General features: G+C 29.7%; 5 protein-coding genes. 3 read left to right on the top strand and 2 right to left on the bottom strand.

Translation table 11 applies throughout. From position 1 onward, the window contains the following. Positions 1-523 precede the first annotated feature (523 nt). Positions 524-1,264 carry a hypothetical protein gene (locus ACKI5C_RS00110; RefSeq protein ID WP_407430804.1) on the top strand — a complete coding sequence of 247 codons (741 nt, stop codon included), beginning with the start codon at positions 524-526 and terminating at the stop codon, positions 1,262-1,264. A gap of 165 nt (positions 1,265-1,429) precedes the next feature. Here the strand turns inward: ACKI5C_RS00110 and ACKI5C_RS00105 are convergent, their stop codons facing one another. Continuing rightward, entirely contained in the window at positions 1,430-1,630 is a 201-nt protein-coding gene (locus ACKI5C_RS00105) for a hypothetical protein (protein WP_407430802.1), read from the bottom strand. Between the two features lie 437 nt (positions 1,631-2,067). Here ACKI5C_RS00105 and ACKI5C_RS00100 point away from each other — a divergent pair, with 437 nt between their 5' ends. Both ACKI5C_RS00100 and ACKI5C_RS00095 read left to right on the top strand, forming a co-directional pair. Next, positions 2,068-2,409, top strand: a complete 342-nt coding sequence (locus ACKI5C_RS00100) for a hypothetical protein (protein WP_407430800.1) — start codon at positions 2,068-2,070, stop codon at positions 2,407-2,409. A 275-nt stretch (positions 2,410-2,684) separates the two neighbouring features. Continuing rightward, positions 2,685-3,728, top strand: coding sequence for a carboxypeptidase-like regulatory domain-containing protein (locus ACKI5C_RS00095; protein ID WP_407430798.1), 1,044 nt, complete (start codon positions 2,685-2,687; stop codon positions 3,726-3,728). Positions 3,729-3,855: 127 nt separating this feature from the next. On the opposite strand, the gene ACKI5C_RS00090 is transcribed toward ACKI5C_RS00095, so the two are convergent. Next, complete coding sequence (locus tag ACKI5C_RS00090; protein WP_407430796.1) at positions 3,856-4,293, bottom strand: hypothetical protein; 438 nt, start codon at positions 4,291-4,293, stop codon at positions 3,856-3,858. Positions 4,294-4,360 lie beyond the last annotated feature (67 nt).

Raw genomic sequence — 4,360 nt, 5'->3', positions numbered from 1 at the left:
GTTTGAACTGAATGTTTTCTAGTAAAAAATTCGAAACTTGATTATATTATGATATTAATTTCTAGAAAAAATTTGTCTTTCGTTTTTTTATTATTTTTTGCTGTATTAGTTAGTTTTGGAAGTGTTTGTGCTGCAGATACTAATAATGCTTGTGGTAATTATACATTTGACCATCTCGATAAATAACTCAATATTAATGAGGAATTGAACTACTCGATCTAAAATGGTCGAGGATTCTTAGTTCATATGCCAGTATCTCTCACGAGAATAGAATTACAGTGATATCCTCCCATCTGTAAGCTTCAAACAATTTTATAATGTTAATGTTTTTTTAAATTCGTTGAAAAAATTTTTATTTTCTTTAATTGTTGGATTTTTAGACGTTTTTTGGCTTTTATTCATGTTAGCAAGTAATTGCTTGCGAAAATCTTTATATAGTTTTAATTTAAAATAATTGAATGTGATGTGTAAAATTTTTATTACACATTTTAACATAAACTAATAAAAGAGGTGTTGATTAATTATGATATTAAGTTCTAGAAAAAATCTGTCTTTAGCTTTTTTATTACTTTTTGCTGTATTAGTCAGTTTTGGAAGTGTTTGCGCTGCAGATACTAATAATGCTGGTAATTATACAGTTGGTCATCTCGATAAACCAACCGTACCTCATCATGATGTACCTGTTTTGATTGGTAATGATTCTACTGCACCAAATCCTGTTGTTAATAATGGTAATCCTGTTCTTTTGACTAGTGGTGATGATTCTGCTTCAAACGATAATAATACAAATCGTACTTATTCATTAGGTGGTCTTCCTTTACCTGATTTGCATAATGGTTTATTAGGTGATTCACCTCAGGGTCCTAACATGCCAGGTCCTTACATGCCTCCTTGGTGGAACATTGATAATCCTGCATCAATATTTGAAAAAGCAATGCCAGCATTAACTAATGATGGCGATTTAATAGCTAAAGCATTATCTGATTCTCATGGAGTAATTTTGGATGATAATGGTGATTTCAGTATGTCTGCTAGATATAATACCGGTACTGGTTATTACTGGGTTGTTAGTTCAGATTCTTATGGTGTTGATTTAATCTCTACCAATAATGTTATTGATCATCCTGATGCTTGTGGATCTTCCGCTACAAGTTATTTCAAATTCCATGTAACTAGTGATGATTATTATGTTAAATTAACTTTACTCAGCCCTACAGGCGAAATTGTAAAAGAAATCGATTCTAACATGATAAACGGATTATAAAAATGATATGGAACTTATTTCAGTTATTTTTACTGAAATAAGTCTTTTTTTTAATATTTATATTGGGTCACGAATTTTTTAACTATTTCTTTATCGAATTTATTTTTGTTAAGTGGACAGTAATGGTATTCATCACCTATTTTCAAGGACATTTAATCAGGAATTCTATTCCTGAACTTCATTTCCTGATTTTTTTAGAAGAGATATATCCTCACGCAATGATTCGTTTTCTTTAGATAAATATTCAACTTGTTTTTTTAATTCATCATATTCAAGAATTTTATCAATACTTTTTAAAACATTGGTATAATAATCATCATCAAAATGAGCAAACCAATTACCCCAAACATGATTTTCATTAGCCACTGTGTCTTTATGAAAACTTACAACATACACATCAAAATTCTCTTTAATATATTTTTTCTAGTTTTTTATTATAGAAATTACTTATTTTGCTTTTAAAAGTAAAAAATGGTTCTATATATGTAGATGAATCAGACCTCTGAACAATATCAACACCTCTCGCCTCAATTAAAATAATTTTTGTTTCAGGGCAATTAACTTTTAACCAATTGAAAAATTTGTCACAGTTTTCACACCATATTTCAAAAAATTCGGCTGGAGTATCTAAAACATTTATATGTTTGTATCTGGTCTGTTTGAATAACTACAAAAGATGGATAAAACAGTGTATAACAATTAACAAAATTAAACATCAGCAACAAAATGGACACTCACAGTATACAATTTCATTAAAAACTATAGTTATAATTTAAATATTTTAAACAACAAAAATTAAAATTATGTCAAGAACTTACATTAAATTTAAAAGTACAAACAGAGAAGATGAAGAGCAAACAATATTGAGAATTTTGCAAGAGAACAAATACAAAAAAAGAGAATCCCAAGGAGAAGAATATTACCAACATGGAGCTGGAATAGTCACATCTCCACAGTTAATTAAATACACCTTTGAAAATGATACCATTGTAATAGAATCATGGGTTAGAAACTTTGGATTCATAGGTGAAGACAGTTTAGATGGTTCCAGCCAAATATTTGCTAAAAAATCCGCCAAAGGAGCATTGAAAAAAATTCAGGAAGGACTCGGGTTAGAAATTATTGAACAAGGAACATTGAAATAACTGTTCACAGATGAACAAGCCTCAATTTTAATTTTTGAAAACAACACTGCCACAATTCTTAAATCACCATTATTTTTTCACTTTTAATTCATCTCACCTAAAAGTTTCATGTTTTTTCATTAATTACTGAAAAAATATTATATATTTTCATGTTAATATCATAATATAATGAAAATTATATATGGAGAAAACTATGAAATATAAAAATACTCTAATTTTTCTTTGCTTTTTTATTTGTATTTTTAGTATTGCTGGTGTATGTGCCAGTGATGTGAATGACAAAGTCCAACACTACAATAACTTCTGATGTTTCAATCATTGACGATAAGGTTATATTTACAGTGTCTGTTGATAAGGATGCTGCAGGTTATGTTGTAGTTGATGTTGATGGTACTGGTTATTATGCTGAAATTAAGGACGGTCAGGCGATTATTAACATTAAAGGATTGGAGGCAGGCAAAAATTACACAGCTACTGTAATCTATTCTGGGGATGACAAATATGCATCAGCAAACGCCACCAAAACAATTGTTGTTCCTAAAGTCGTTCCTGATGAAACAATTATCAGTGATGATTTAACTAAGATTGAAAAAGCTCCAGATAGATTCATTGCCAAGTTTACTGATAATGAAGGTAATCTTTTGAATAATACTAAAGTTACATTTGCTATTAATGGTGTTATTTACACAAGAAACACTGATTCTGAAGGTCAGGCTTCATTAGCTATTAATCTGATTAAAGGTAATTACATTATTACCATTACCAATCCTGTTACTGGTGAAGTAAAAACTAATCATATTAATGTATTGTCTAGATTTAGTGAAGATGGAGATCTTGTAAAATATTTCCGTAATGACAGCCAATATGTATTGAGAGTTTTGGATGATGCTGGAAATCCTGTAAAAGCAGGGGAAGTAGTCACATTCAATATTAATGGTGTGTTCTATAACCGTACTACAAATGCTACAGGCCATGTTAAACTAAATATTAACTTGAATCCTGGTGAGTATATTATCACTGCAGAGTATAAAGGATGTAGAGTAGCCCATAAGGTTACTGTCCTGCCTATTTTAACAGGTAAGGATTTAACCAAAAAGTACGGTCAAAGCGATGCTTATGAAGCTACTTTAGTTGATGGTCAAGGAAAAGCTTATGCTAATCAAATTGTAGTATTTAACATTAATGGTGTTTTTTATCAAAGAACAACTGATTCTAAAGGTATTGCAAAATTAAACATTAATCTGCAACCTGGAAAATATATTATTACTGCTTCTTATGGCCAAGCATTAACCTCCAATACCATAACCGTAACAGCTTAGGGGAATACTTTTTCCCTTTCTTTTTTTATTCAAATATTAGTGAAACAGTTGTTTTCCCGAAAACAGCCTTAAAGTGAAAAAATTCAGGAATCCCCATCATCTTAGGATGAGGTGGTTCAACAAATCATTATACATTAATAGGTTTAAAATTATTTACTTTATTGAATTCCATTAGAGCGTCATATGTTTTGGCAAGTTCTTTATCATTTTTGTAATCTCGAATACTTAAAATAATTAAATATTTTTCTCCATCAATTTCTACTGCTTCAAAGGTACCCCCATTTTCATTAGAATCATCTACATACTTATAAATTAAGCTATCATTGCTCATTACAGTGTATCCTTCATCAGTATGGTTTTTTAAAAAATCCTCATTAAAAGAATTCTCCCATTTTTGAACCTTAACAACTTTACCGGTGCCATTAGATGCTCCTTCTTCATAATATGAACCTTCACCGGTTGATTTCCAACCATCAGGAACATTTAAATTTTTAAAATCTGTTGCATATACAAAACTAATAGCTAAAAATAAAGTTAGCAGTATAATCAGTATTTTTGTTTTCATAATATTTCACCCAATTCTAGGATAATTCCCTAACTATTAACTATAATAACATCTGTTATAATAACAT

This window comes from Methanobrevibacter sp., from assembly GCF_045646045.1.
Taxonomy (GTDB): domain Archaea; phylum Methanobacteriota; class Methanobacteria; order Methanobacteriales; family Methanobacteriaceae; genus Methanocatella.
Note: the sequence above shows the minus strand (reverse complement) of the source record. Positions and strands in the feature narration are given on the sequence as shown.